The 22,205-nt window shown below is 41.6% G+C and carries 32 protein-coding genes and 1 pseudogene; 31 read left to right on the forward strand and 2 right to left on the reverse strand.

Going from position 1 to position 22,205, the window contains the following annotated elements:
• Positions 1-44: 44 nt before the first annotated feature.
• The 11 genes from ACE1TI_RS15675 to ACE1TI_RS15725 all read left to right on the forward strand — a co-directional run bounded on the left by ACE1TI_RS15675 (position 45) and on the right by ACE1TI_RS15725 (position 8,890).
• Positions 45-1,559, forward strand: a complete 1,515-nt coding sequence (locus ACE1TI_RS15675; RefSeq protein WP_375008502.1) for an ATP-dependent helicase ComFA — start codon at positions 45-47, stop codon at positions 1,557-1,559.
• Complete coding sequence (locus ACE1TI_RS15680; RefSeq protein ID WP_375008503.1) at positions 1,553-2,311, forward strand: ComFC family protein; 759 nt, start codon at positions 1,553-1,555, stop codon at positions 2,309-2,311. The genes ACE1TI_RS15675 and ACE1TI_RS15680 overlap by 7 nt, the downstream gene beginning before the upstream one ends.
• A gap of 24 nt (positions 2,312-2,335) precedes the next feature.
• Positions 2,336-2,761, forward strand: coding sequence for a TIGR03826 family flagellar region protein (locus ACE1TI_RS15685; protein ID WP_375008504.1), 426 nt, complete (start codon positions 2,336-2,338; stop codon positions 2,759-2,761).
• Between the two features lie 86 nt (positions 2,762-2,847).
• On the forward strand, positions 2,848-3,123 hold the full coding sequence (gene flgM / locus ACE1TI_RS15690; protein ID WP_375008537.1) for a flagellar biosynthesis anti-sigma factor FlgM: 276 nt from the start codon (positions 2,848-2,850) through the stop codon (positions 3,121-3,123).
• A 90-nt stretch (positions 3,124-3,213) separates the two neighbouring features.
• Positions 3,214-3,708 (forward strand): flagellar protein FlgN, encoded by a 495-nt coding sequence (locus tag ACE1TI_RS15695; RefSeq protein WP_375008505.1) that lies wholly within the window; start codon positions 3,214-3,216, stop codon positions 3,706-3,708.
• A gap of 26 nt (positions 3,709-3,734) precedes the next feature.
• Positions 3,735-5,324, forward strand: coding sequence for a flagellar hook-associated protein FlgK (gene flgK / locus ACE1TI_RS15700; RefSeq protein WP_375008506.1), 1,590 nt, complete (start codon positions 3,735-3,737; stop codon positions 5,322-5,324).
• Between the two features lie 20 nt (positions 5,325-5,344).
• Positions 5,345-6,235 (forward strand): flagellar hook-associated protein FlgL, encoded by an 891-nt coding sequence (gene flgL / locus ACE1TI_RS15705; protein WP_375008507.1) that lies wholly within the window; start codon positions 5,345-5,347, stop codon positions 6,233-6,235.
• Between the two features lie 295 nt (positions 6,236-6,530).
• Positions 6,531-7,121 carry a DUF6470 family protein gene (locus ACE1TI_RS15710; RefSeq protein WP_375008508.1) on the forward strand — a complete coding sequence of 197 codons (591 nt, stop codon included), beginning with the start codon at positions 6,531-6,533 and terminating at the stop codon, positions 7,119-7,121.
• Positions 7,122-7,143: 22 nt separating this feature from the next.
• Entirely contained in the window at positions 7,144-7,605 is a 462-nt protein-coding gene (gene fliW / locus ACE1TI_RS15715) for a flagellar assembly protein FliW (protein WP_375008509.1), read from the forward strand.
• A complete protein-coding gene (csrA, locus tag ACE1TI_RS15720; protein WP_375008510.1) occupies positions 7,605-7,838 on the forward strand; it encodes a carbon storage regulator CsrA in 234 nt (77 codons plus the stop codon). The genes fliW and csrA overlap by 1 nt, the downstream gene beginning before the upstream one ends.
• A gap of 353 nt (positions 7,839-8,191) precedes the next feature.
• The gene (locus tag ACE1TI_RS15725; protein WP_375008511.1) at positions 8,192-8,890 is read left to right on the forward strand and encodes a response regulator transcription factor; all 699 of its coding nucleotides are present in this window, start codon (positions 8,192-8,194) and stop codon (positions 8,888-8,890) included.
• Between the two features lie 59 nt (positions 8,891-8,949).
• Here the strand turns inward: ACE1TI_RS15725 and ACE1TI_RS15730 are convergent, their stop codons facing one another.
• Entirely contained in the window at positions 8,950-9,432 is a 483-nt protein-coding gene (locus tag ACE1TI_RS15730; protein ID WP_375008512.1) for a competence protein ComK, read from the reverse strand.
• A gap of 512 nt (positions 9,433-9,944) precedes the next feature.
• On the opposite strand from ACE1TI_RS15730, the gene ACE1TI_RS15735 reads away from it, so the two are divergent.
• The 15 genes and pseudogenes from ACE1TI_RS15735 to ACE1TI_RS15805 all read left to right on the forward strand — a co-directional run bounded on the left by ACE1TI_RS15735 (position 9,945) and on the right by ACE1TI_RS15805 (position 18,239).
• The gene (locus tag ACE1TI_RS15735) at positions 9,945-11,708 is read left to right on the forward strand and encodes a flagellin N-terminal helical domain-containing protein (RefSeq protein WP_375008513.1); all 1,764 of its coding nucleotides are present in this window, start codon (positions 9,945-9,947) and stop codon (positions 11,706-11,708) included.
• A 100-nt stretch (positions 11,709-11,808) separates the two neighbouring features.
• A complete protein-coding gene (locus ACE1TI_RS15740; protein WP_375008514.1) occupies positions 11,809-12,312 on the forward strand; it encodes a hypothetical protein in 504 nt (167 codons plus the stop codon).
• Positions 12,313-12,344: 32 nt separating this feature from the next.
• On the forward strand, positions 12,345-12,629 hold the full coding sequence (locus ACE1TI_RS15745) for a hypothetical protein (RefSeq protein WP_375008515.1): 285 nt from the start codon (positions 12,345-12,347) through the stop codon (positions 12,627-12,629).
• 88 nt (positions 12,630-12,717) lie between these two features.
• Positions 12,718-12,891 (forward strand): annotated as a pseudogene (locus tag ACE1TI_RS15750) (DUF8042 domain-containing protein); the annotation flags it as partial.
• A gap of 476 nt (positions 12,892-13,367) precedes the next feature.
• Positions 13,368-13,499 carry a hypothetical protein gene (locus ACE1TI_RS15755; protein ID WP_375008517.1) on the forward strand — a complete coding sequence of 44 codons (132 nt, stop codon included), beginning with the start codon at positions 13,368-13,370 and terminating at the stop codon, positions 13,497-13,499.
• A gap of 63 nt (positions 13,500-13,562) precedes the next feature.
• A complete protein-coding gene (locus tag ACE1TI_RS15760; protein WP_375008518.1) occupies positions 13,563-13,856 on the forward strand; it encodes a JAB domain-containing protein in 294 nt (97 codons plus the stop codon).
• 429 nt (positions 13,857-14,285) lie between these two features.
• Complete coding sequence (locus ACE1TI_RS15765; protein ID WP_375008519.1) at positions 14,286-14,438, forward strand: hypothetical protein; 153 nt, start codon at positions 14,286-14,288, stop codon at positions 14,436-14,438.
• A gap of 36 nt (positions 14,439-14,474) precedes the next feature.
• On the forward strand, positions 14,475-14,684 hold the full coding sequence (locus tag ACE1TI_RS15770) for a flagellin (RefSeq protein ID WP_483860653.1): 210 nt from the start codon (positions 14,475-14,477) through the stop codon (positions 14,682-14,684).
• A gap of 204 nt (positions 14,685-14,888) precedes the next feature.
• Positions 14,889-15,257 (forward strand): DUF8042 domain-containing protein, encoded by a 369-nt coding sequence (locus ACE1TI_RS15775; protein ID WP_483860654.1) that lies wholly within the window; start codon positions 14,889-14,891, stop codon positions 15,255-15,257.
• Between the two features lie 18 nt (positions 15,258-15,275).
• Positions 15,276-15,533, forward strand: a complete 258-nt coding sequence (locus tag ACE1TI_RS15780; protein WP_375008521.1) for a YjfB family protein — start codon at positions 15,276-15,278, stop codon at positions 15,531-15,533.
• A complete protein-coding gene (locus tag ACE1TI_RS15785) occupies positions 15,530-15,763 on the forward strand; it encodes a hypothetical protein (RefSeq protein WP_375008522.1) in 234 nt (77 codons plus the stop codon). The genes ACE1TI_RS15780 and ACE1TI_RS15785 overlap by 4 nt, the downstream gene beginning before the upstream one ends.
• A 66-nt stretch (positions 15,764-15,829) precedes the next feature.
• Complete coding sequence (locus tag ACE1TI_RS15790; protein ID WP_375008523.1) at positions 15,830-15,994, forward strand: hypothetical protein; 165 nt, start codon at positions 15,830-15,832, stop codon at positions 15,992-15,994.
• Positions 15,995-16,031: 37 nt separating this feature from the next.
• Complete coding sequence (locus ACE1TI_RS15795) at positions 16,032-16,178, forward strand: flagellar protein FlaG (protein WP_375008524.1); 147 nt, start codon at positions 16,032-16,034, stop codon at positions 16,176-16,178.
• A gap of 146 nt (positions 16,179-16,324) precedes the next feature.
• Positions 16,325-17,890, forward strand: a complete 1,566-nt coding sequence (locus tag ACE1TI_RS15800; RefSeq protein WP_375008525.1) for a flagellar hook-associated protein 2 — start codon at positions 16,325-16,327, stop codon at positions 17,888-17,890.
• 136 nt (positions 17,891-18,026) lie between these two features.
• Entirely contained in the window at positions 18,027-18,239 is a 213-nt protein-coding gene (locus tag ACE1TI_RS15805; RefSeq protein WP_375008526.1) for a WYL domain-containing protein, read from the forward strand.
• 58 nt (positions 18,240-18,297) lie between these two features.
• On the opposite strand, the gene ACE1TI_RS15810 is transcribed toward ACE1TI_RS15805, so the two are convergent.
• Positions 18,298-18,939, reverse strand: coding sequence for a YczE/YyaS/YitT family protein (locus ACE1TI_RS15810; protein ID WP_375008527.1), 642 nt, complete (start codon positions 18,937-18,939; stop codon positions 18,298-18,300).
• Positions 18,940-19,195: 256 nt separating this feature from the next.
• Between ACE1TI_RS15810 and ACE1TI_RS15815 the strand changes: the two genes are divergently transcribed.
• The 5 genes from ACE1TI_RS15815 (at position 19,196) to fliT (ending at position 22,025) form a co-directional block, all read left to right on the forward strand.
• The gene (locus ACE1TI_RS15815) at positions 19,196-20,047 is read left to right on the forward strand and encodes an alpha/beta hydrolase family protein (protein ID WP_375008528.1); all 852 of its coding nucleotides are present in this window, start codon (positions 19,196-19,198) and stop codon (positions 20,045-20,047) included.
• 238 nt (positions 20,048-20,285) lie between these two features.
• Complete coding sequence (locus ACE1TI_RS15820; RefSeq protein ID WP_375008529.1) at positions 20,286-20,483, forward strand: flagellar cap protein FliD N-terminal domain-containing protein; 198 nt, start codon at positions 20,286-20,288, stop codon at positions 20,481-20,483.
• Positions 20,480-21,055: a flagellar filament capping protein FliD gene (gene fliD, locus ACE1TI_RS15825; protein ID WP_375008530.1), complete on the forward strand. Its 576-nt coding sequence runs from the start codon at positions 20,480-20,482 to the stop codon at positions 21,053-21,055. Before ACE1TI_RS15820 ends, fliD begins: the two co-directional genes overlap by 4 nt.
• A 45-nt stretch (positions 21,056-21,100) precedes the next feature.
• The gene (fliS, locus tag ACE1TI_RS15830; RefSeq protein ID WP_375008531.1) at positions 21,101-21,661 is read left to right on the forward strand and encodes a flagellar export chaperone FliS; all 561 of its coding nucleotides are present in this window, start codon (positions 21,101-21,103) and stop codon (positions 21,659-21,661) included.
• Between the two features lies 1 nt (position 21,662).
• Positions 21,663-22,025, forward strand: coding sequence for a flagellar protein FliT (gene fliT / locus ACE1TI_RS15835; protein WP_375008532.1), 363 nt, complete (start codon positions 21,663-21,665; stop codon positions 22,023-22,025).
• The last annotated feature ends 180 nt before the right edge of the window (positions 22,026-22,205 follow it).

Here is a 22,205-nt window from a genome sequence, read left to right on the forward strand (position 1 = left end):
TCCTTATTTCCTATTAAACGAAATACAAGAAAGGAGTAATGCCCATGCGATTTTGTCATGTCCTTTTACAGAACAGCAGCGAAGCAATCTGTCTTCCCGAGCTGTTTATCAACCAATCAGAAGCTGTTAAACACGGCCCGGACGTTATCAGTCAGCTTCCCGACTTGCCCCCTCCAACTCCGCACCACCAACCCTTACCCCACTACCACTATCTGCAAGATTTATTATATGGAAAAGAACTTTTATTTGAAGAAATTCAATTATCATGGGAGGAGTTACATCCATATTTAAAAGCTGGATTAATCACAGTACGTGCTGGGTTGCGTCCTTCGAAAAAGAGCTATATGTGCCGGCGCTGTCACAATACTGACCCAAACCGGTTTGGTATGTTTTATTGTGTTCGCTGTCAAAAAAAGTGTGTATACTGCAGGTATTGTTTAATGATGGGAAGAATCAGTGCTTGTTCTGGATTATTTCGATGGAACGGGCTGCCCCCAACCTTGTCGCAAAATATCCACCTGCATTGGAATGGAATTTTTTCAGAAGGCCAAAAACAAGCCTCAGAGGCAATATTTCAGGCAATAAAAGATAAAGATGAACTGCTCGTCTGGGCGGTTTGCGGGGCTGGAAAAACAGAAATTCTCTTTCCGGGCCTCGAACAAGCACTTCAAAGCGGTGAGCGTGTACTGCTTGCTACTCCTAGAACCGACGTCGTTCTCGAGCTGCTTCCCCGGCTCCAGCGTGTATTTCCAAACGCAAGTATGGCGGGTCTGCACGGAAAAAGTGAAGAAAAACAACTCCCTGCACAGCTAATTATCGCAACGACCCACCAAACGATGCGTTTCACAGATGCTTTTGACATCGTCATTATTGACGAAGTCGATGCTTTTCCTTTTACGGCAGATACCTCTCTCGTCCAAGCTGTTACAAATGCAAAAAAGAAAAAAGCGGCCACGATTTATCTGACGGCAACTCCCACGAAAATTCTCCAAAAACGAGTCCACAAAAATACTCTTTCTGTTACCAAAATACCCCGTCGTTATCACGACCATCCGCTGCCGGTTCCGCGCTTTCAATGGAGCGGGCCGTGGAAGAAGAGACTTGAAAAAGGCCGGCTTCCAGCGCCAATTCAAACGTGGTGCGAACAACGTCTGCAAAGCAGAACTCCAGTTTTTTTATTTGTTCCATCGGTTGAATCACTAAAAAAAATAACGGCTATTTTAAAAAATATCGATGCATCGATTGAAGGCGTTCATAGTGCTGATGAAGAAAGGCTTTCGAAGGTAGAGGCTTTTCGAATCGGCAGCGTAGAACTTCTTGTGACAACTACTATTCTGGAACGAGGCGTAACCGTGCCTGGTGTAGAAGTAGCTGTATTCGGAGCGGAAGAAGATATTTTTACTGAAAGTGCGCTCGTTCAAATTGCAGGTCGTGCCGGAAGAAGCAAAGACCAGCCGGAAGGCGATGTCGTCTTTTTTCATTTTGGAAAAACAACAGCCATGACAGCTGCCCGTCGTCATATTTTGAACATGAATTCGGAAAGGAGAAAAGGATGCTAAAAGCTAGCTTAAATGACAGCTGTACCCACTGTATTTTCTGCGGTGAATTAAAAAACGAATCACCAAGCTGGTCAACCCTATTGCCTCTTGCTCCACCATCCCTCTTATGTGAAAGGTGCAATAACGAGCTGGAAGAAATCACCGAACCGGGCTGTACCCTTTGCAGCCGGCCGCTTCTAGAAAAAAAGAGGTGTGAGGATTGTGCACGCTGGGAAGAAGATCCCAACTGGGAGGGCGTCCTTGATCATAACCAATCGCTGTATCGCTACAATGCACACATGCAGGAAATAATCGCGAAATGGAAATACCGAGGAGACGCTGTTCTGGCTCTTATTTTTAGTGAAAACATCCGGCAGCTCTATTTACGGACATATACCGACTACATCCCGGTTCCGATTCCACTCAGTTCCAAACGTCTTCAGGAACGGGGGTTTAACCAATCACAGCTGCTCGCCGATTTTACCAACACACGTCAAAAATGGTGGAAACGCAAGTCACTTTTACCAGTCACTTCTTTCTTAGAACGAACCCTCCATGAAGAAAAACAAAGTAAAAAGTCGCGCCGGGAAAGGCTTGCCTCTAAACAAAATCCCTTTCACTTGTCTTCTTCCACAGAAATTTCAATAAGCAGTAAAAAATTTGTGCTTTTTGACGATATATATACTACGGGAACGACGGTGCGAAAAGCGGCTCAACGTTTGAAGGAGCAGGGAGCGTCAAAAGTTTGCTCGATTACGCTGGCAAGAGGATAACTTACACGCTGGAGGGAACACGTTATGCAGAACCTGGAAAATTGCCCACGCTGCGGCACATTGTTTGTGAAATCACTTCGTCCGATTTGTAAGGACTGTTATAAAGCAATTGAAGAAAAATTTCAAACCGTGTATACCTTTATCCGCAAACGGGAAAATCGTCAAGCAACGATGCTGGAGGTTGTGGAAGGAACTGGGGTGGAGCGCGAAGATATCACGCGGTTTATTAAAGAAGGACGAATTCATCTCCATCAATTCCCAAACCTTGATTATCCATGTGAATCCTGCGGTAAGGGAATCCGAAAAGGGCGGATCTGCAGCAGCTGCAGAGGGGAAATTGAAGGAGGACTGCAAGCTGAGCAGCGTGAAAAAGAGCGGCACGAACGAGCCAAAGAAGAAGAGCGTAAACACTATACAACGTATCATTCGTTGAATGACCGTCTAAAATGAAGACATTTGTACGAGTTAAATGTAAACTGCGATATCCGATATAGTTAATAAGAAGCAACGTTGTACATTATGCTATGCATTGGGAGGTGAATGCTTTGAATATTAATCCTCTCGGGCCATTAAACAATCCATACAACAAACAAACGGCACCGCAGCGAGCGGATAAAACAGAAGGAACGAAGCAAGAGCGTGACAAAGTGGAAATTTCCAGCACAGCTAAACAAATGCAGCAAGGAGAGGAAATGGACGCGACTCGTCAAGAGAAAATAGACGCTCTGAAAAAAAAGATAGAATCGGGCACCTATCAAGTAGACCCGAAAGCAACGGCAAAAAAATTTATTGATTTTTGGTCCGGAAAATAAAGATAGAAGAAGGCTGCTCCCAAAAGAATCGTAACGGTGATTCTTCGGGGAGCAGCCATCTTCTATGGCAGAAAGAAAGCGGGGAACGTAATGTCAGTTAAAGCTATTTTTGAAACCATGGCCCTGCTCGTTCAGCAGCATAAAGAATTAAATACGATTTCAGCTAAAAAAACAGAGTACGTAAAAGCAAATGATACAAAAAGCCTGGCTGCTCTTTTAAAAAAAGAAAGCAAGCATATTCGGGCGATTGAAAAAACAGAAAGAAACAGGCAGGATGCAGTGGCGGATTTTTTACATAGTAGAGATGAAAAAGAGACAAAAGGAACGGTCAGTATCCTATTAAAGCATCTTCCAGAGAGCTATCATGAACCACTGTTGAAGCTGCAGGAAGGGCTGCTGCAGGAAATGGAAAAGCTTCGGAAAAAAGAAGCACTGAACCGCACGTTGGTCGAAGACTCGCTTCGCTTTGTGCAAATAACAATGGATATGATTCAGCCTGACCCGGAAGCGGTCCATTACAACCATCCGGGAGGCACGGATAAAGACAATCGCGAAGGATATTCGATGTTTGATTCTAAAGCCTAATTAATAAAAAAACAGGAGGGGAAGTCATGACTTCTACTTTTCATGGATTAGAAACAGCGCGGCGCGGCATGACCACCCAGCAATCCGCTCTGCATACGACCGGCCACAACATTTCTAACGCAAATACGGAAGGCTACACCCGCCAGCGTGTAAACTTCGGGCAGACAGAACCGTATCCGAATGCAGCAAGAAACGCTCCGCGTATGCCCGGCCAGATCGGGACAGGAGTAGAAGCGGACTTCATTCAACGAGTAAGAGAAGGATATCTTGATATTCAATACAGAGGCGAAAATGCACAGGCAAATTACTGGGAAACACGTCATGCATCATATGAAAGAATCGAAGATCTAATAAACGAACCTTCAGAAGACGGTATTGGCGGCACGATGGATGAATTTTGGAATGCGCTTCAGGATTTATCAGTAAACCCTGAAGATTCTGGTGCTCGCTCGGTTGTCCGCCAGCGGGGTATTGCCCTTGCAGATACCTTTAATTATGTTGCCAATACATTGCAAGCTAATAAAGATGACTTGAAAGGAGAAATAGACACTAAAGAAAAAGAAGTGAATTCTTTACTCCGTAAAATTCATGATGTAAATGAGCAGATTGGGCGTATGGAGCCTCATGGCCAAATGCCGAATGACCTTTATGATGAACGTGACCGTTTGATTGATGAACTTTCAGGAATGATGAATATTGAAGTACAAGAAAAGAATAGTGGTGGTCAAGCCCTCGATGCGGCCGATGGTATAGTTAATGTCTACATGGTTGATGAAGATGACAATAGAATTACTAAACTTATAGATGGAGAAAAGAGAGAATATAAAGAGTTGTCCATCAATTCAAATGGAGAAGAAGGAAACCATGCTTTTGTTACTGATGCTAAATTTGAATGGGTGAAAAAAGCGGGAGATGATATTAGTAATGAAAGTGGAAGTGATGAGGATATAGAATTTGTTAATTCTCCTGGTAAACTAAAAGCTCTTGTAGAATCTTTTGGTTATAAAAATGAAGATGGAGAAGTAACTGGTACCTATCCAGATGTTATGAATAAATTGGATGATATGGTCTATACGTTTGCATCTGCGTTTAATAAACAGCATAGGGACGGCTACGGCCTAAATGAATCAACCGATATATCATTTTTTGACTCGGGTAATGCAACAAAAGATAATAAACAAGGTGCGGCAAAAAATATATCAATGGATGAAAATATTGAAGATAGTGTAGATAATATCGCTGCTGCTTCTGAGTATGAAGGAGATGAAGAAGATGCTTATGCAGGGGACGGCTCAAATGCTCAAAAACTATCAGACATAAAGGATCTAGATTTAGGATTTGATGGCAGCACCACAAACGTGCAAAGTTATTATCGGAATTTCATTGGTGAATTAGCTGTTGATACGGACGAAGCAAATCAAAAAATGAAAAATACAGATAATCTGAGAGAAAGTGTTAACAACCGTCGTAAAGAAGTAAGCAGTGTATCTTTAAATGAAGAAATGACCAACATGATTCAATTTCAGCATGCCTACAACGCATCTGCAAGAAACATTACTATGATTGATGAAATGTTAGACCGAATCATTAATAACATGGGAGTTGTAGGCAGGTAATATCCTGAGGAGGGGCAAAAATGAGGGTTACTCAGTCCATGCTGGCTCAAAACTCGCTGCGGCATATGAGCCAGAGTTATAACCATTTAGGAACATTACAAGATCAGCTGTCCACAGGAAAAAAAATAACGCGTGCTTCTCAGGATCCTGTAGTGGCTATGAGCGGAATACGATATAGAACACAATCAAACGAAGTGGCACAATTTCAGCGTAACTTAGGTGAAGCTTACAATTGGATGGAAGCGTCAGACTCTGCCTTAGATAAATCCACACAGGCCCTGCAGAGAATACGAGAACTAGCAACACAGGCTGCAAATGACACATATGAAGAAGGGCAGCGCAGCAACATGGCAGAAGAAGTTACTCAGCTTTTTGAACATCTCGTTTCCATGGCGAATACACAATCAAACGGCAAATATATTTTCAACGGAACAAATACTACAGAACAACCGGTTACTTTAAATGATGAGGGAAAGATTGATGAAGTTTTAAGCAACACTGGTGATGTAGAAATCGAATTAATGAAAGGGGTGAAAATCCCCGTGAATTCAGAAGCTGGCAAAGTGTTTAACAGTAAATTTTTTGAGGATATTAAAAAATTAATAGAAGACCTTGATGATCCTGATATAGAAGGGGAAGACCTTACTGGTTCTATCGAGACTATCGATAAACATATTGACATTATGGTAAATGAACGAGCAGAAATGGGCGCGCGTTTAAATCGAATTGAAATGATGGATGAACGCTTGGGGAAACAAGAGGTCATTGCAGAGCGTATTCTTTCAGACAACGAAGACGCTGACATGGTAAAAGTGATGATTGATCTCATGAGCCAGGAAAATGTACACCGGGCTGCACTCGGTGCAGGCGCCCGCATCATTCAGCCGACGCTGATGGACTTCCTGCGATAATAAGAAAAGCGCGCGCAGGTTAGCCTTGAAAGGCAAATGTTCCAGACAATAAAAACGTACTTCCACAGGATGTGGTGACTTTTGCGTTGCACTTTCATCTCCAAAAACGCTACGTCCTGTGGCATTGGCGACATTAGCACGTCCTGTGCGTTGATGTGTGCGTATTTAGCAGAAGGATCCCAAGGACGTCGAAGCCTGTGACAACGTTGAACTAACCCACCTGTGTGGCCCACCGTGAGGCTGGGCGCTGATCTAGACATCAAAATGCATAAAAAACGGCGAAGGGAGCTGACCGATGAATATGCCAATTGTTGAAATAACAACTACGAAGGCAGAGCTTGGAATGAAAACATCCAGGCCGCCGCTGGAAATTCGCCAGCCCCCGGCCGATATCGAAATCAACCAACATTTCAATGACACCGTTGAGATTTCAACGAAAGCAGCGAAAGTAAATATTGATCAGTCCGAAGCGTTTGCGGACGCTGATCTCATTCCACCTTTGCAGCAAGGTGATCAATTTGCTGCCAAAGCAAAAAGAACCGCAATGGAATACGTTGCCAAAAAAGCCCAGGAAGGCGAACAATTAAAAGCGGTGGAAAAAAACGGCGGAGGCGGAAAAGCGATTGCTGCAATTGCCAAAGAAAACGGCAAGTTGATCGAAAAACAAGTAGAGCTTGGGTTCACACCAGAAAGTGCCTTTAAAGTGAAGTTTGACGCAGAACCTGGAGACATCTCGTTTCAAGTCGAACGAGCAGAAGCGGACATAAATGTTCAAAAAAACGACCCAGAAATCAACATTCCGCGCTGGGAAATCCAGCACTACTTGAAACAAAAACCAAGCATCGAATTTCATGTGAGCGGAGAACAAATCAATCGAAGATTATAACATGAAGGGGGATCCCATACCCGTGAAACTGCAAACCAAACACCTCGGTGAAGTCGAGGTTCAGCGAGAAGACATCTACACTTTTGAGCAGGGCCTGCCAGCGTTTGAAGAAGAAACGTCCTTTGTGCTGCTTCCGTTCAGCAAGGAAGACGTATTTTTTATTTTACAATCTCTGAATACCCCAGAGTTAGCTTTTGTTATCGCCAACCCTTTTCATTTTTTCAATGATTACCAGGTGAAGCTTTCGGATAATTTGATCGAGCAGCTTGACATTGAAAAAGAAGAGGATGTGGCGATTTTTTCCGTATTAACGCTGCAGGAGCCGTTTAGCGAAACGACGGCTAATCTGCAAGCGCCTATCGTATTGAATATCGCAGGCAAAAAAGGCAAGCAGTTTGTGATGAGCGAGTCCGGTTATCAGACCAAACACTCTCTTTTTCCGCAGCAGTCGAAAGCCGCAGTTAATGAAAAGGAGGGCCAATAATGTTAGTGCTCACCCGGAAAACAAACGAATCTATCCAAATTGGCGACGACATTGAAGTGAAAGTGATAGCAGTAGACGGCGAACAAGTGAAGATTGGAATAGAAGCCCCGAAGCACATTGATATCCATCGAAAAGAAATTTATCTCGATATTCAACAGGAAAACAATGCCGCAGCAGGAGCCGGGAGCCTTGACATATTAGAAAAATTGTCACAGCAGCTGAAAAAAAATTAAAAACTTTAAAATGGCTTATTTTTTGGCCTAATGACCTAGAAAAAATGGAAAAATTTTTTAAATAATTAATACTTCGGCGGGCGAAACATATATAATTAGGTCTATGGTAGTGTGACCTTTAAAATAAAGGAAAAAATCGGCAAAAACAAGGGGTACTCTCGTGCCCTTGTATATATTTTCAGTTATAGGTAAGATTTAGAAAGATAATAATTAAAGTTATATAGGGTATACTCCCCCATTTATGATAGATAGAGAGAAAAACAGATGTACGGGTAGCGTGGTGAAAGTGTGTAGAGATAAAAAAGCTCCACAGCGGGCAATACACTTTCAGGTCACTTCAGGAGGAATACATAATGGCAAAATCTCATCGTAACGATGCAGGGAACAGGCTTCCCACGCTTTTTTTGGATATGGAAGGGAATGGTCTATTAAAAGAGGCAGGAGCGACCCTTGGCAAAACGGTTATCGAAGCAGAATCCTCCCAGGTAATGTCTCTTTTTGAAAAAGGTTTAAAAAAAGACACCATTTATTATTCGGTTTGTGATGAAGAGTCAATTTATGATAAAGTAAATCAACTGCAAGATGTGAAATGCTATTTTCGTTTAGGTATTAACCTTCCAACTCGGGCAGCAGAACTTTTAGATAAGCTTCTTCACAAAGAAGTTTCTATTATTTTAGCTTCCGACCGAGATAAAAATAAATGGCTTGATCATTTTCAGCGCTCTCAATCTTTTCTGGTTTACATTGATCCCATGTTCCAGCCTCATTTGATGCAGAGGTATCGAACGCTTCAAGAGCAGGAAGAACAAGATCCTGAACAGGAACTTGAACTAGACATAGAAAAAGCGAGAAATACGTTGTCAGACGCCGAAGTGCGCATTTTCGAAAAAATTCTAGAAGGAAAAAGCAACCGCAAGATAGCGGAGGAATGCTTCCTGGCTGTAGCAACCGTAAACAACCATGTCAGTCATCTTACAAAAAAAATGAGAGCCAACGACCGAACTCATACCATTAAAAGAGCGATTGAAGAAGGCTGGATAAAAATTTCATAAATTTATTAGAAGAAAGCTGATCTGTCTACACGATGAATAAACAGGTCAGCTTTTACTATTTAATATAAATCTTCTTCAAAAAATATGGTAAAAGCTTCAAAGGCTTTCATTTTTTGCAGTCTCAAACTATACGGAGATACATCAATATGTAACTCCTGTCCGTCATAAAAGGTAATAACAGAATGGAGCTCTTGATCAGGATGTGGCGAAATCGATTTAATATGGTAAGGAAACAGCCAATGACATTCATACAACCGCGGTGAATGAGTAGGCATCGCACCAATTTTCTTAAAGACATTCATTGGTACAGGAATTTTACTCTTTACCCCCGTTCGGTACTTCACCGCATCCTTTCGGCCATCGTAGCTTGATCCACCAAGCAAGCACCCTTCAGAAATAATGTTCATTGACTTCTCTTCTACAAGCATGACACCCTTGTTTCGTTCATAGATCTTGCTTTGCCCCTCTATCTCAAATGCTGGAACAATGGCCATCGTGCTGCGTGATATTAGGTATTCATCTAAAAAAGCTAACTCTGGCAATTTATAAGTCCCCCTCAATTTTTAATGACGTCCTAAAGTCCACCCCTCCTTTCATAAATAAAATTATAAAATAATTGTTACAATTTTCCTAGAACTATTTTTAGGAATCCTCTAATAACTGTAACAAATGGCTTATGGTAATATAGAAAATCTTAATTTAAAGATCTTTCTAATTAGAAAAAATATACAAAAAACATAAGGCAGAGTTAAATAATGATTATTTACAAATAAACAAAATCATATTCAATCATTCTTAACATACCCGCACTAATACTAAACTTTTCCGGCATTATCAACGTGGAAAGCTTAAAGAAGAAAAATCAATAAATCTATCAAAAGAAATACGCAAAAAGACTTAACAAATCATTCCAACCTCCGATATTAGAAATGTAAAGGATAAAAAAACCATCCTGGCGGCCGACAGAATGGCACACTATCCAACAATCGAACGTTTCACCCACAAGGACGTGGACCGGAACGTAAAACACACATTCAAGGAGGAATTTTTACTTATGATTATTAACAATAATATCCCTGCAATGAATACCCACCGTCAAATGGGTATCAACCAACAAGCGAACCAAAATTCAATGGAGAAGCTGTCTTCAGGTCTTCGTATCAATAAAGCTGGAGACGACGCAGCAGGCCTTGCGATTTCCGAAAAGATGCGTGCACAAATCAACGGTTTAGATCAAGCAAGCCGTAACTCTCAGGATGGTATCTCCATGATTCAAACAGCAGAAGGTGCTTTATCTGAAACACACTCCATCCTTCAACGTATGCGTGAGCTGGCTACTCAAGCATCCAATGATACCAATGTTGATGTAGACCGTGATGAAATTCAAAAAGAAATGAATGAACTAACTTCTGAAATCAACCGTATTGGGAATACGACGGAGTTCAACACTCAGGAAATTTTGAAGGGTGATGGAGGCTCTAGTTTAGATAGCACTGGATTAGTTGATGGTGGAAAATTGCAAGGTGGAGAAGACGTCGACTATACTCAAGCTACACAAACTACAACTATTACTGGTGCAGCTGATCATGCTGATGATGGTATAGAATGGGATTTAAATGGTGTAAGTATAGATATTACATTTGATGGTGAAGAGGGCAACCTAGCTGATGCTGATGAAACTGCTGAATTTCTTAGAACGAGATTACAAGAAGAAATTGATAATAATGATGTCTTAAATGGGAATTATGAAGTGACTGGTACTGGCGATGAGGTTACTGTTACAGCTACAGAAGATGGGGAATTTAAAGGTTCGGCAGGTACTATAGGTACTGAAACTGTTACTGATACTAATGGTAATACTTTTGGCGCTACTGCTGGTGGTGCAGATAGTGGTACTACTACCCCTGCCATTGCAGCTTCAACAGCAGTTGATTTTGCTGACTTAGAAGGCGGTGATGCTGCTGAAACTGATGCAAATATTGAAGCGCTTGTAGGTACAGGTATGACCATTAATGGTGAGCAAATTGAATTCTATAATGCAAATGATGGGGAGTATTCCGGCGAAGCAACTGGAGTTAATATAAGTGATGCATTAGTTCCTACAGCTGCTAGTGGTAAGGTAGATCAATTAGTAACCTCTATTGCTGAGCAAGTCGGGGGCGACATTGAAGGAGTTGAGCTTAAAGCAGGTGACGGTGCAATGCAATATTTTGATGAAGATGGAAATGCACAAACTGCTTCTACAACTCACCTAGTAATTGAAGCTTCTACAGCTGGGGAAAGTGGAAATGACCTTGAAATTAGTGATGGCGGTGTTAAAGAGGATTTTTCGGCTTCTTTCCAAATCGGTGCAAATCAAGGACAAAGTTTGACTGTTGATATTAATGATATGCGCGCCAATGCACTGGGTATCTCTGGCACGACAGCCGGCGGAGAAGTCGATGGTGTTGAAGATGCAGCATTTACTGAGAATAGAAATGTAACAGATGGAACAAACAGCACTAATGTTGAATACGCATTAGATGTATCCACACATGATAGTGCGGCAGCAGCTCAAACCGTTATCAATAATGCTATCGAAAGCGTTTCAGCTGAGCGTTCTAGTCTTGGTGCATCCCAAAACCGTTTAGAACACACAATCTCTAACTTAGACAATTCTGCTGAGAACCTATCAGCTGCAGAATCTCGTATCCGTGACGTAGACATGGCAGCGGAAATGATGGAAATGACTCGTTCCAACATCCTTTCTCAAGCTTCACAATCTATGCTCGCACAAGCAAACCAGCAACCACAATCCGTACTACAGTTGCTTGGATAATAGAATTCATCAATATAGAGGCTCTAGTTATTATACTAGAGTCTCTCTTTAAATTTAGGGGGGAATTAATGACTAGCTTTAATCAATTGCAAAAGAATTTTTGGAATTAAAGGAAGACCAGTACTTTGAAATAGTGGAACAGTTTTGTGATAGAAATGAGCTTAAAGGAATTGATGGTATACATGGGTTGTTATCTTATGTTAAAAAGTTAAGAACTATATATTCTAGGAAAAGGTCAGAACAGAGTGATTTAAAGTCATTTTTTGAACTTTCTTTTGCACTTTGGTCCATGGAGACTATGGGGCGAATTGATATAGCTGAAAATGTTGCTAAGAATATGGAGCATAGAGGCGCTCATGGTGATACATGTGCTTATTTAACTGATAGTGAAGTAAACTACTTTAGGAGTTTTGAGAGCGAAATTATGTTTGCTTTAAGGTTATTAGAAAGTAACCAAGATTTTAGAGTAGGTGACATAGGTGAGCCAGATTTTATTTTGGAAAAATCAAAACTTTCTATTGAAGCTTCATCAAGATTAGGGTTGTTTCAAGCTATATTAAAGGCTGTAAAGCAAATCGAAAAATTGAATATGATGGCATTGTAATTCTTGTGTTAGATCATATGGTTGCAAGGAAAATGATTACTAATGCATCAAATGTATTACCAAATGATATTCATGAGATTATACTAACAGGACTGCCGAATCAAGATAACTTCAAAACAATAGGTGCAATAGCTGAGTGGGTAAAATGGGACAAGGCAGAATTTCATCCATCCGCAATAATGCCAATAGCCCATAGAAAAAATATGTTAGTTAATCATAAGGAAAATATCTTGAGAAAATACTGGCAATGTATGACTATAGATAATATTGCAAATAAGAATATAAACCTTCCCTTACAATATAGAAAATATCTCTAATTTAGATACTAAAAAAGAAGGAAAAGACTTCTTTAGGGAAAAATGGGCATAATAATACACAGAAAGCAGTGAGCGAACGGAGAAGCATCTTGATGTAATGAATCAGAGTCTACAGCTGTCAGAGACGGTTTTAGAAGGGTTGACACATGTTCAAAAACAGCTCAATGACATGAAATACCCTGAGGCAATACAGTTGATGGATGATGTCGTTGATGGGTTTGCATCAATTGAGAATTCAGTACGTCCTGTTTTGGGGACATGAACGATACAGAATCAGCAAAAGCACAAATCGACAAGGTTCAGGAAATCCTGGAGCAGGTCGTGAACTCGAAGGGCATCGATATGGGAAAGTACAAGAGATCCTGCAGTTTACGCTCATTCCACAATTCAAGTAGTTGAACGACGACGACGAATTGGAGAAGGGATTTCAACCGTTCGTTACATCTTGATCAGTACACGATGACATAGCGAAAAGGAGGAGTTGCCGACATTGTGAAGGTAGCTCTTTTTCTTTTTGGGACAAATAGGGGAAAGAGGGATGTGTCCGGAAAGCCCCTACTTTGAACGAATACTTCTATAATTGTTAAAAATACATAACCAGCAATGAATGAATAATCATTCCATATATTATTATAAAGAACAGGTGCTTGCGATCAATTGATTCTGTTTACAAGTTGTAAATGTCTCTACTTCCATTTTAGAGAGTAGGGGCTATTTTTATTTTAGGAGGAAGATACGATGAAACATTATGAGAACACAGCACAATTACCATTACCGCTTGTGAATGAAGTAAAAGAGGAAAGAAAGGAGCCAAGAAAACGGGGTAATATTGTCAGCGTAAAATTAGCGAGGGAAACTAGTTTGATGTAGTGATAAACGAAAATTACTTCTCCGGATGATGCACAACAGCTGTTTCATCAGTTTTTACCGGAAGTGGATAGAACATTTCGTTGTCCTTTGCCTCGACACCAAAAACAGCCAACTGCCATTCATGCCTGTCATATTGGAAGCTTAAATGCTTCGGTCGTCCATCTACGTGAAGTCCTAAAGCCAGTCATTCTAGCCAATGCCTGCTCGGTGATTGTGGCACATAACCATCCATCAAATGATCCTTCCCCATCAAGCGAGGAAATCGAAGTCACCAAAAGATTAACTGAAGCAGCAAGAATTATAGGTATTAATTACTGGATCATGTCATTGTCTGTGATGAGTCATTTGTATCTCTAAAGGAGGCAGGCTATGTATAAGTTAAGTCTGGTAGAAAAAGTATTGTTTGTAGGCTATTTAGTGAATGAAATGGCATTTCTTGGGAAGATCACATGTTTTCACAGGAGGAAGTGTTTCCCCCTCATCTGTTGGAATCTTTGCCAGAGCCGTTTTGCTTTCATGTGCAATGGAAGATGATGCAGAAGATCGGCAGTGGTTGTTTAACCTAGTAGAACCTCCAGATGAGGAGGGTTACATTGGCTGGGCAGTCTGTCAAGAAAGCAATTTGGGGAGTCCCCTGTTTGGTTTAGTAATGACAAATATATGTAGGAAATCAACAGTCAGGCAGATGAATACGTTTTATCCCGTGCTTTTGATGTGATTTTGCCAGAGGCCAGTAATGTTTCTGTCACGATTAATTTTCAAGTCGGAGCCAATTAGGGGCAGACCATGACCATTAATTTGAAAGATATGCGTGCAGCTGCCTTAGGTATAGCTGGTGAAGAGGGAGCGGCGATAGAATCCGCAGACGGTGAAGCAGAACCATGTACACTTCTGGTGATGGTGTTGCCGAAGGAACGAATGATGAAAAATACGCATTAGACGTATCCACTCATGAACGCATCGATAGCTGTTTCTATTTTTGACGATACTATCGAGAAAGTGTTTTCGGCCGAATCACGCATACGTGATGCAGACATGGCTTTGCAGATGACAGAGTTTACGAAAAATAATATATTAAATCAATCCGCAACAGCCATGCTCGCCCAGGCCAATCAGCTTCCGCAAGGACTCTTGCAGCTATTTAATTTAACTTATATAATAGACTTCGGCAAATCCGGGGTTTAGAGAAATGTTTGTTATGGAAGACATCGAAGGATAAAACGGTTCAAACCTCAGGCAGGGCGATATTGTGACTTTCACCATAACAAACTAGTAATCTATCAAGACTTCAGCTTGTGCTGGAGTCTTTTTTTAAAGAATAACCTTATAATTTCACGGAAAGCAGCCGATATAAATAGTACACCTCATGGAGAGAAAGTAGTGACTATAATGGAAAAACAATTACCGGTGATCCAAAAAGTACTTGAGTTATCGGAAACCATGGGAGAAGGGCTTCAGCATATTCAATATCTTTTAAATGAAGGAAAGATCGAGTCGGCCCTCCCGTTGTTTGAAGATGTCATTTATGCTTTTTCCGTGTCAGAACAATCCCTTCAGCCAGTGATTGAATCGCAGCATTTCGACACGATACAAGCACAGCACCATACATTCAGAGAATCTCTTCAGTATATCGTTACGATATTAGAAAAAGGAGAATTTGAAAAAGGTAAAGAAGTGCTTCAGTTTACGTTGCTGCCCCGCTGGAAAAAGTGGAGCAGCACCCTGGAGACTTCCTTTCGAGCTTATCTCGTATCCTAACAACAAGGAGGTGGAGAGATGGAGATTGCAGCTATGTCAATCGCTATGAGCCAGGGTCAGGTGAAACAGCAGGCTGGTATGTCTGTGCTGAAGCAGGCAATGGATACAGGAGAGCAGCAAGGAGATTTTGTGAATAAAATGTTCGATCCTTCTGGGACAAAAGCCGTGCAGAAGCGGCGGAACCGCATAAAGGTTCTTCTGTTGATATTTCCGTTTAAGAAAGTGAGCAGCCTTCTCCGACTCTGGGGAGGGCTTTTAAAGGAGTTAGGACGATGACGGGATCTCATAAGGTTTGGTGTGATGATTGCGGGAAGCTGACGCCTAAGATGGGAGCAGGTTTATGTGCAGACTGTTTTCCAGGCTATCATGACGATTATTTAAACGTGAGGCAGTATGTGAAAGAAAGCCAGGAAGCAACAGTGATGGAGACAAGCGTTACCGGAGTCACTATTGACCGCATTCGCAAAATGGTACGCGAGCGTGCGATATCTATTAAAGGTACATAATTATCTAAAAACTTTAAGAAATAAACCGATATAATGTAAAACCTATGGGGGATGGAGGATGGTACAATGGGTTTTTCTATATCAGGAAGTAACGGAGATGTTTCACGCTCTTTGCTAGACGGACAGAAGACAGAACGTTCGACGACTGAGAAAATTCAGCATGTAACGAAAGATCACCGGGCTGCGATGCTTGACTCGAAAGAACTTAGAGCAGGCAGACGGTATGAATAAAATGCTTGAAGCCAGTTACACGGACTTTTAATTTAATGTGCATGAAGATCTTGACCGGATTTACGTGCAGGTGCTTGAGCGGGAAACGGAAGAAGTGGTCCGGGAAATACCGCCTGAAAAATTTTTAGATATGGTCGCCTCTATGCTCGAGCAGGTCGGTATATTGGTGGATGAACAAGTATAAATAAAGCGTAGCAGTTCCTTTTTCGGAGCTGTTTTTTTTATTTTTCTTTAAATCTATTCAAATGTATCCGATATAAATATCAGACAACAATAGAAAGAGAGACCGTAACTGGCTCTCTTTTTTCTATTATAGGAGGTACGGACAAAGTGGATAATAGAATAACAGGATTTGCTTCGGGGATGGATATTAACCAAACTGTTCGGGATTTAATGCAAGCAGAGAGACAGCCGCTTGTGAAAATGGAACAGGACTCATTGAGACTGCAATATGAAATGGAAGACTACCGCGAAATGAACCGAGAGTACCAAAACTTCCATAATTCTATTTTTGATGGAATTATTCGTCGATCGAACACAACCGCTAAAGAAGCAACCAGTTCCAATGAGAGTTTGGTAGGAGTGAGTGCATCTGCAGACGCAGTCGAAGGGAGCCACACGATTTTAAATGTCACTCAGCTTGCTGCTGCTGCTTCAAATGTCAGTGATAATCCAGAGGCTGGGGATGGCGAGCCTCATGTGACAACAGCAGATGGCATGGAAGTGTTAAAAGCAGATCAGGCATTAGGAGAACAAATCGATCTCGATTGGGATGAAGATGGAAATTATACGTTTGAAATAACGACCTTTGGAGAAGACGGAGAGAATACGGAAGAAATTACATTTAGCGAAACCGACAGTTTAAATGATATCATCGATCAGTTGAATCGTTCCGGTGCTGGAGTCAGTGGGTTTTATGATGAAAATGCTGGGAAATTTTCTATTACCCGGAGCGAAACGGGTGTATTTAATGAAGATGGAAATGAAATTAATTTTAATGGTGACGCCTTTTTAACAGATGTGCTCCACCTCGATGAAACCAATGAAACTGCCGGCCAAAATGCAAAGTTTGAGCTGAATGGCATTGAAACCGAACGTACATCCAATCAATTCAGCGAGAATGGTGTGGAGTTTACATTAAAAGATGAATTTGATACGCAGGTTAATGTGAGTGTAAATCCGGACACCGAAGGCATCAAAGAGACGATTATGGGTTTTGTGGATGATTACAATGAAATGCTTGAAAACACCAACGAGAAGCTGAATGAAGAATACTATAGAGACTATCCGCCTCTTACCGAAGACCAGCGTGGTGATATGACTGAAAAGGAAATTGAACAATGGGAAGAACGGTCGCAAAGCGGCTATCTTCACCGTGATGATATATTAACAAGAGGGTTAAATACGATGCGCCAGGATATGTATGAAGAAGTTGACACCGGAGAAGGAGCAGCTTTTTCGCATTTAACTGAAATTGGCATCACGACGAGCAGTGATTACCGGGAACGGGGTAAGCTGGAAGTAGATGAAACTGCCTTAGAGCAGGCCATTCAAGAAGATTCCGAAGCAGTCTATCAATTGTTTGCTGCTGACGGTGATTCTTATGAAGAAAAAGGTCTGGCCCGGCGGGTACGGGATTCCCTTGATAGTACGATGGACAGCATTGCCGAACGAGCAGGTGGTCCCACTGTTCCGTCCCCTGATCAATTTACCATCGGACGTGAGATGACACAGCTTGAGGACCGCATGTCTAACTTTGAACGGCGTATGCAGCAAACCGAGGAACGCTACTGGGATCAGTTTACACGCATGGAACAGGCCATGGCCGAAGCAAATGCGCAGGCACAACAGATGCAGCAGCAAATGGCCGGCATGGGCGGAGGCGGCATGATGTAAAAAGTACATTCATTAAGGAGAGCAGGGCAATGATGCCTTGCTCTTGTTTATATTTGGAAATGTACTAAACGTTCTTTTCACTTGGTAGAAAACAAATGTTCGTGTATAGTGGAAGGGAAGAATGGAGGGATATCCCATGGAAGGTGTGTTAAAAAGAGCATTAGAAAGTGGGAGACCTGTTGAAATTATTTATGAAGCAAAAGACGGCACCCTCAGCCAGAGAAAGGTAACCATACACCGCATGAACGAGAAAGACGCCCTGGTGTGGTGCCATACCAAAAACGGTCTTCGCTCCCTTAAGATCCAGAATATATTATCGGCAAGTCCGGTACGAAAAAATCATGCGTAAAATCACCTAAAAGTCTTTCCAATAAAACAAGATGGAGGCTGTTCTGGCCCCCATCTTGTTAAGAAGAATATAAAACGTCTTTATTCGAGTAAAGCTTGGATAAAGCGGTAAGTTTTTCGTACCAAAATTGAATACAAGATCCTAACGTCAACGCTACGACAACCGTTCCTATTCCCACAGGACCTCCGATTAGAAAAGCTGTTCCGGCGACGACTACAGCAACAAATGTTTGGGAGGCACGTATGGTCCAATTAAACCGCTCACTGAAAGCGAGAAACAATTGATCAATCGGAGCTCGTGGAAAGCCAGGCATGATATAAATAGCTACTCCTAAACTTACCAATATAATCCCGGTGATAAAGACAATGATTTGAGCAAATAAAGGAGCAGAGGTTAAATGAACGTTTTTAAAAACGACCTCTAGCCAAAAGTCTAATATGATTGTCTCCAATATTAAAGGAATGATAGCCCAGTATTCTGGACGTTTCGATAAAAGATACCCATTCACAAAAATAAAGATTAATTGAAAGAATCCATACCACATGCCTACGGTCAAACCGAGCTGTTCGGACAGGCCGGTGAAAAAAGCAGCCCAAAATCCTGCGCCCATTTCCGATTTAACCAGCAATGTTACACCTAAAAAATTAATAACTATACCGAGAAGATAGAAGAAACATCGGTTCAAGTAAGCAATGGACATACGTTGGCCCCCTTTCTATGAAATCTATTATATATAGATAGTAAATATAAGATGTAGTGAGTATTACACATATATAATGACATAAACACGTTTTAACCAGTTATATAACCGTATAAAACGTAAAATAATTATATATGACTGATTTTAATAACGGAAGAGTCTTTTTAAATCTCGGAATATTTAATTTTATAGGGATATGTTATCGTTTTATTATTCTGAACATTTGTGATAACATGCAACATAGGAGGGGATACCGATGGTGTCAGGTTCTATAGAAAATCAATCATTTACGATTTCGATGGATAATGATTTGCATCTTCGAGGAAATGTTCATGCTCCGGCTGCACGTACGAAAAAGCCGGTGGTCATTATCTGTCATGGCTTTAAAGGATTTAAAGATTGGAACTTCTTTCCTCACCTTGCGGATACATTAGCAGAGAACGGCTTTTATGCGATTCGTTTTAACTTCTCCCACAGCGGAGTGAATAAAAAAGATTTTGATGAACTGGATAAGTTTGCGGTAAATACTTATTCAAGAGAACAAGAGGATCTAAATGTTCTCATCGCTAATATAAAAGAGGAAAAGCTTCCTTTTTCTGACCAATTTGATTTAGAGCGAGTTGGGGTGCTTGGCCACAGCCGCGGCGGTGCCAATGCGATTTTGTTTGCAACCGATCACCCGAACGAAGTAAAAGCGGTGGTGACGTGGAATGGTGTTTCCGATATTGACTTTTTCGGGGAGGATCTCAAAAAGGAAATTCGTGAAAAAGGTGTTGGTTATATCGCAAACCAGCGCACGAACCAGGACATGCCATTAAAGTCCAAGGTATTAGACGATATAAAAGCAAACAAAGACCGCTTTCATCTTCTCTCCAAAATGGAATCTTTGAAAGCTCCTGTGCACGTTGTACAAGGCGATGCGGATGGAGAGTGGCTTGTAAAAGGCGCGGACACCATGCAAAATACTGCCTCCCACCACTCTATTGCCGTTATACCAGGCGGAAATCATACCTTCAACGCCGCCCATCCCTTGAAAGAAACCACACCGCAGCTTGACGAAGCAATGAAAGAAACGGTAGATTTTTTGAACCAAACGTTAGGTTCTTAGAATGTAGTTGATCGATTCATTTCCCGTTGACGGGGGAAGTGAATCGATTTTTTCTTGTTTTTTACCTTCACAAAACGATATAGGAGCCGATATAAAAGATAAAGAGTTTTATTACACAATTTCATACACTACTAACAATTGAATATAGAGAGGAGAGGCGTAAATCGTGAGGTTATCAGGTTTTGCGTCTGGAATGGATATTGATCAGATGGTGAAAGATTTGATGCGGGCATAGCGCATGCCTGTGGATAAAATGGTGCAGAAGCGTCAAACGATGGAGTGGCAGATTGACGAATACCGAAGCATTAACCGTTTGTTTGATGAGTTTCGCAACAATATTTTTGATACAGTCATGCGGAGAGCCAACATGGGTGCCCGTTCTGCTGCTTCTACAGATGACAGCCTCCGCTTACCGACGATCAAAAAGAAGCGATGAGTGACCGGGAAATTGAGCTGTGGGAAGAAAAAGCGAAAAGCGGCTTAATTGGAAATGACCGTATTATTTCCAGCTTTACAAATACATTTCGGGTCAATCTCTACGGCAGAGTGGAGACAGATTTTGATACGGAATACAGTCATTTGACAACGGTTGGTATTACGACGACGAAAAACTACATGGACCGTGGAAAGCTTGAAATTGATGAAACAAAGCTCCGCGAAGCGATAGAAAGTGATCCGGAAGGCGTGTTTGAACTGTTTGCAGCCGATGGGGAAAGCCGAGCAGAACAGGGAATTGCAATACGGCTGCGTCATTCTCTCGACAGCGCCATCGAATCACTGGCGGAGAGAGCTGGCGGTTTTAAAGGAAAAATTCAAAATCACCAATTCACATTAGGAAGAAATATTAATAACATCGAAGATCAAATTTCTAACTTCGAGCGGCGCCTTGTTGACACAGAAGAGCGGTACTGGCGGCAGTTTACATCGATGGAACAAGCCATTGCCCGCGCAAACGAACAAGCCAATTATTTTTACGCGCAGATGTTCGGAGGAAGCGGCGGTTTTTAACATAAAATAGGAAGTATTGCAGAAATACAGGAGGATTGAAAAATTATGGCATTTCAAAATGCGCAGGCTGTTTACCAAAAAAATATGAAACAGGCCGAAGCCTATAAAAAAACGGCTCCAGCAAGAAAAGAACAAACATACACACCAATAGCGAATGCTGGAAGCACAGCAGCCGCTGCTTCCACTGCAGCTTCGCAAAAGCCAAACACCAAACCAGCGCCAAAAAATGCTTATCAGCAAAACGCTATCCAAACAGCCTCCCGCGGCGATTTGACTCTATTACTCTATAACGGCTGTCTCAAATTTATTGACAAAGCTGATAAAGCTATGAGCGATAAAGACATAGAAAGCAAAAATAAATGTATAATCCGTGCGCAGGACATTATCCGAGAATTAATGGTAACGTTAAAGACGGATTCTGATATCGGGCAAAACATGTTTAGCTTATACGATTTTATCCACCGTCGATTGGTAGACGCCAACGTAAACAACGATAAAGAGGCACTCGCCGAAGCACGTGGTTTGGTCGAAGAGTTTCGGGATACCTGGAAGGAAATCATTAAACTCGACCGTCAGCAGCGCTTTGGAGAAGGAGACCAAGCATAACATGGCTTTGGTCAAAGAACTGTTTCTTGTAACTAAAGCCCTGCACGAACACGTTTCGACAACACTTCCTAAAGAGCTCGACGAGCGCGATGTGTACGTAGAAAAACTCGAAGACTATCTCCAGCAGCGTGCTAAGCTGTTAGAAGAAATGAATAAGCAAACCGAATTTAACGATGCCGAACAAAAGCTGGGCCGTACTATTGTAAAAATGAACGAAGATATCCAGCAGCGGATGGAAGCTTCCAAAGGAGAACTCCGCCTCGGTATGCAGCAATTGAAAAAAAAGAAAGAATCGAGTCAGCGTTACGAGAGACCATACAACGGCCCCACCGTAGACGGCGTCTTTTTTGATCAAAAAAATTAAAACAAAGCAGCCTGAAATGGGCTGCTTTGTTTTAATTATGTGATTTATGTGGGGCCAGACCCCCACATAATTGAAGTTCATGCGTATTTCGTTATAAGTTGTGCATAAATGGCGGAAAGGAGTGCATATTTGGAGAAAAGCAGCGCATAAGTCTGGATCAGAGGTTCATAACGAGAATAA

This window comes from Alteribacillus sp. JSM 102045 (assembly GCF_041949975.1).
Lineage (GTDB): Bacteria > Bacillota > Bacilli > Bacillales > Marinococcaceae > Alteribacillus.

Coding starts and splice junctions, on each gene's coding strand:
- ACE1TI_RS15810 (WP_375008527.1), bottom strand. CDS start 18,939: ATGTCCATTGCTTACTTGAACCGATGTTTCTTCTATCTTCTCGGTATA.
- fliT (WP_375008532.1), top strand. CDS start 21,663: ATGGCTTTGGTCAAAGAACTGTTTCTTGTAACTAAAGCCCTGCACGAA.
- flgL (WP_375008507.1), top strand. CDS start 5,345: ATGAGGGTTACTCAGTCCATGCTGGCTCAAAACTCGCTGCGGCATATG.
- ACE1TI_RS15725 (WP_375008511.1), top strand. CDS start 8,192: ATGGCAAAATCTCATCGTAACGATGCAGGGAACAGGCTTCCCACGCTT.
- ACE1TI_RS15680 (WP_375008503.1), top strand. CDS start 1,553: ATGCTAAAAGCTAGCTTAAATGACAGCTGTACCCACTGTATTTTCTGC.
- fliS (WP_375008531.1), top strand. CDS start 21,101: ATGGCATTTCAAAATGCGCAGGCTGTTTACCAAAAAAATATGAAACAG.
- ACE1TI_RS15735 (WP_375008513.1), top strand. CDS start 9,945: ATGATTATTAACAATAATATCCCTGCAATGAATACCCACCGTCAAATG.
- ACE1TI_RS15815 (WP_375008528.1), top strand. CDS start 19,196: ATGGTGTCAGGTTCTATAGAAAATCAATCATTTACGATTTCGATGGAT.
- ACE1TI_RS15765 (WP_375008519.1), top strand. CDS start 14,286: ATGACCATTAATTTGAAAGATATGCGTGCAGCTGCCTTAGGTATAGCT.
- ACE1TI_RS15805 (WP_375008526.1), top strand. CDS start 18,027: ATGGAAGGTGTGTTAAAAAGAGCATTAGAAAGTGGGAGACCTGTTGAA.
- ACE1TI_RS15785 (WP_375008522.1), top strand. CDS start 15,530: ATGACGGGATCTCATAAGGTTTGGTGTGATGATTGCGGGAAGCTGACG.
- ACE1TI_RS15775 (WP_483860654.1), top strand. CDS start 14,889: ATGGAAAAACAATTACCGGTGATCCAAAAAGTACTTGAGTTATCGGAA.
- ACE1TI_RS15755 (WP_375008517.1), top strand. CDS start 13,368: ATGAAACATTATGAGAACACAGCACAATTACCATTACCGCTTGTGAAT.
- ACE1TI_RS15685 (WP_375008504.1), top strand. CDS start 2,336: ATGCAGAACCTGGAAAATTGCCCACGCTGCGGCACATTGTTTGTGAAA.
- ACE1TI_RS15675 (WP_375008502.1), top strand. CDS start 45: ATGCGATTTTGTCATGTCCTTTTACAGAACAGCAGCGAAGCAATCTGT.
- ACE1TI_RS15710 (WP_375008508.1), top strand. CDS start 6,531: ATGAATATGCCAATTGTTGAAATAACAACTACGAAGGCAGAGCTTGGA.
- csrA (WP_375008510.1), top strand. CDS start 7,605: ATGTTAGTGCTCACCCGGAAAACAAACGAATCTATCCAAATTGGCGAC.
- fliD (WP_375008530.1), top strand. CDS start 20,480: ATGAGTGACCGGGAAATTGAGCTGTGGGAAGAAAAAGCGAAAAGCGGC.
- ACE1TI_RS15820 (WP_375008529.1), top strand. CDS start 20,286: ATGCCTGTGGATAAAATGGTGCAGAAGCGTCAAACGATGGAGTGGCAG.
- ACE1TI_RS15790 (WP_375008523.1), top strand. CDS start 15,830: ATGGGTTTTTCTATATCAGGAAGTAACGGAGATGTTTCACGCTCTTTG.
- ACE1TI_RS15745 (WP_375008515.1), top strand. CDS start 12,345: ATGATTACTAATGCATCAAATGTATTACCAAATGATATTCATGAGATT.
- ACE1TI_RS15695 (WP_375008505.1), top strand. CDS start 3,214: ATGTCAGTTAAAGCTATTTTTGAAACCATGGCCCTGCTCGTTCAGCAG.
- flgK (WP_375008506.1), top strand. CDS start 3,735: ATGACTTCTACTTTTCATGGATTAGAAACAGCGCGGCGCGGCATGACC.
- ACE1TI_RS15780 (WP_375008521.1), top strand. CDS start 15,276: ATGGAGATTGCAGCTATGTCAATCGCTATGAGCCAGGGTCAGGTGAAA.